The following is a 2136-nucleotide window of genomic DNA, read 5'->3' on the forward strand; positions in this document are numbered from 1 at the left end:
CTTTGTTCTCGTTCGTTACCGTTGTTTCAGCGGCAACTCTTATAATATAGCACGTTTCTTTTTGGATAGCAAGCACTTTTTTTATTTCGTTTTTCTTTTCTATCAAAAGCGCTCCGTGAAACGGTAATAATTAATATATCAGAATTCCCCGCTAAAAACAATTTGAAAAATCTGGGTTAAACTTAAAGTATCGATTCCTTTAGTTTGGCCCTAACGATAAGCCGATGCGTGGGATTAATTAATGGATCGCATGTTATTAATGTAAGTATTGTATTATTATCAGCATCTCTTTTTAGAACAGAAACATCCGTCGGCTTTACGATCGAAATCTTGTCGGTTTCATACACGTAACTCTTATTCCCTATCTCGACGACAATTTCATCCCCAACCTCTATTTCATTCAGACGATTAAACAGTCTTCCTTTAGTTCTGGCCCGATGCGCCGCAATTGCCGCATTACCACGCTCTCCTAATGGATCCGTCTCTTTTAAATGTGCTGCAGCGTATTTCATATTAGTTTTGGTAGCTCCCTCTAATACAGGTAAATTTAGCTTTATTTTAGCTATTTTAATAACTGCTATCGCTTTTGAACCGTTTGCTTCGCTGATTGAAGCGGCTCCTTCCTCTTGATCGTGTGATATTTGATCACTTAAGCTACCGCTTGGTTCTTCTGCGGAGGGTATTTCTTCCAGCACTCGGGAAGCACTCTGATATTCTAATAGAAGCTTCGATTCAATTGCCATATCACTATATTCAGAGTTTGCTTCACTATCTACGGCTTGTAAAAGCTCTTGTGTTTGAGCATTTTCATAATATTCATTGGCTTTAGGATAAAACATGATGAGCAAGCCGAGCACGATTAATGTATAGGAAATCACTTTTTTCATAGTACTCTCCTTCATCGCAAGGGCGTTTATTCGTAACTAATCATTTCTACTATTCAAAATAAAGAAGTAAAGAGGATAACCTCCTTACTTCTTCAGAAATCGGTTAACTGGATTTTTTGCTTTTTCTTCTTAAAAAGAATCCTATAATCGCTGTACCAAGCCCGGCAATATAATATGGCAAAGAGCTTGCTTCCCCGGTTTTAGGCAGCGTTGCTAAAGATACATCGTCAATTTTATCCGGTTTGTCTGGCTTACTAGAAGGCGGTTGATCCTCTGGATCGACTTCTGGCAGTAAAGTATCCTGAACTGGCGCTATCGTTGGCTCCGGGGTTGGGCTAACAGTCGGGAACGGGGACGGAGTTGGACTAGGGCTTGGAGTTGGACTAGGGCTTGGACTTGGTGATGGCGTTGGGCTAGGAGCTGGTGTATGGACATATCCTCCTCTGGAACCTGATGACGGAGTAGATGTAGGTCTTGGTGTTGGGGTGGATGTTGGAGTCGGCGTTGGCTCTGGTGTTGGTGTTGGTGTTGGCGTTGGTGTTGGTGTTGGTGTCGGCGTTGGCTTCGGCGTCGGTGTCGGTGTCGGTGTCGGTGTTGGTGTCGGCGTTGGTGTCGGTGTCGGTGTCGGTGTTGGCTTCGGCGTCGGTGTTGGTTCTGGTGTTGGTGTTGGTGTTGGTGTTGGTGTTGGTGTTGGTGTTGGTGTTGGTGTTGGTGTTGGTGTTGGTGTTGGTGTTGGTGTTGGTGTTGGTGTTGGCGTTGGCGTTGGCTTCGGTGTCGGCGTTGGCTTTGGCGTCGGCGTTGGCTTCGGTGTCGGCGTTGGCTTTGGCGTCAGCGTTGGCTTTGGCGTCGGCGTTGGCTTCGGTGTCGGCGTTGGCTTTGGCGTCAGCGTTGGCTTCGGTGTCGGCGTTGGCTTCGGTGTCGGCGTTGGCTTTGGCGTCGGCGTTGGCTTCGGTGTCGGCGTTGGCTTTGGCGTCGGCGTTGGCTTTGGCGTCGGCGTTGGCTTCGGTGTCGGCGTTGGCTTCGGCGTCGGTGTCGGTGTCGGTGTCGGTGTCGGTGTCGGTGTCGGTGTTGGTGTTGGTGTTGGTGTTGGTGTTGGTGTTGGTGTTGGTGTTGGTGTTGGTGTTGGTGTTGGTGTTGGTGTTGGTGTTGGTGTTGGTGTTGGTGTTGGTGTTGGTGTTGGTGTTGGTGTTGGTGTCGGTGTCGGTGTCGGTGTCGGTGTCGGTGTCGGTGTCGGTGTCGGTGTCGGTGT

At 47.9% G+C, this 2136-nt stretch carries 3 protein-coding genes; all 3 read right to left on the minus strand.

Annotation, left to right across the window (positions count from 1 at the left end):
- Positions 1–182: 182 nt before the first annotated feature.
- Positions 183–887 carry a class D sortase gene (locus ACYUJT_RS25330; protein WP_460327694.1) on the minus strand — a complete coding sequence of 235 codons (705 nt, stop codon included), beginning with the start codon at positions 885–887 and terminating at the stop codon, positions 183–185.
- A gap of 103 nt (positions 888–990) precedes the next feature.
- Positions 991–1203, minus strand: coding sequence for an LPXTG cell wall anchor domain-containing protein (locus ACYUJT_RS25335; RefSeq protein WP_460327696.1), 213 nt, complete (start codon positions 1201–1203; stop codon positions 991–993).
- Between the two features lie 97 nt (positions 1204–1300).
- On the minus strand, positions 1301–2136 hold an 836-nt coding region (locus ACYUJT_RS25340; RefSeq protein WP_460327698.1), incomplete at its 5' end, for a hypothetical protein.

The sequence above is a fragment of the Paenibacillus sp. YSY-4.3 genome (genome assembly GCF_054767475.1).

Bases quoted from the DNA above. Each gene is read 5' to 3' on its own strand.
- ACYUJT_RS25330 (WP_460327694.1), bottom strand. From the start codon at position 887: ATGAAAAAAGTGATTTCCTATACATTAATCGTGCTCGGCTTGCTCATC.